This is a genomic window from Acetobacter senegalensis, from assembly GCF_001580995.1.
Lineage (GTDB): Bacteria > Pseudomonadota > Alphaproteobacteria > Acetobacterales > Acetobacteraceae > Acetobacter > Acetobacter senegalensis.
The window spans coordinates 1-529 of record NZ_LHZU01000003.1 but is presented as its reverse complement, the minus strand read 5'-3'; the positions used below and the strand labels follow the sequence as shown (position 1 = coordinate 529).

The following is a 529-nucleotide window of genomic DNA, read 5'->3' as shown; positions in this document are numbered from 1 at the left end:
TTGCCTCTGGTGATGTGGACAGCCAGCGTCTGGCTGACATCACGCTGAGCCCGGACGTTCCGGTGCAGACACCTGTGGTGTATCCGTTCGAGGCGGTGACATCACGGATTGCAGCTCAGGCAGCGGCTCGTCCAGAGGCCACGGCTGTGACCTGTGAGGGTAGTTCGCTCACCTATGGCGCGCTGGACGCCTGGTCGAGCCAGGTGGGCCGGCGCCTGCTGGGCATGGGTATTGTGCCCGACGAGCGGGTGGGTCTGTGTGTGGAGCGCTCGACCGGTCTGATCGCAGGCCTGCTGGGGATCCTCAGGGCAGGCGGGGCCTATGTGCCGCTCGATCCGGCCTATCCGCGTGAGCGTCTGGCCGACATGATCACTGACAGCGGTATGAGCCGTGTGGTGGTCGATGACGCTACCCTGGACAGCCTCGGCGACCTGCTCGACGGGCTCGAGATCGTCCGCCTCTCCGACGTGGCCAGCGAAGATGCCTCCCCACTGGTCACTCCCGTCCATCCCGACCAGCTCGCCTACGT

1 protein-coding gene is annotated in these 529 nt (G+C 66.0%); it reads left to right on the top strand.

Going from position 1 to position 529, the window contains the following annotated elements:
• Window positions 1-529: AMP-binding protein (locus AD948_RS00015; RefSeq protein ID WP_156478849.1), on the top strand; the 529-nt coding region annotated here is incomplete at both ends.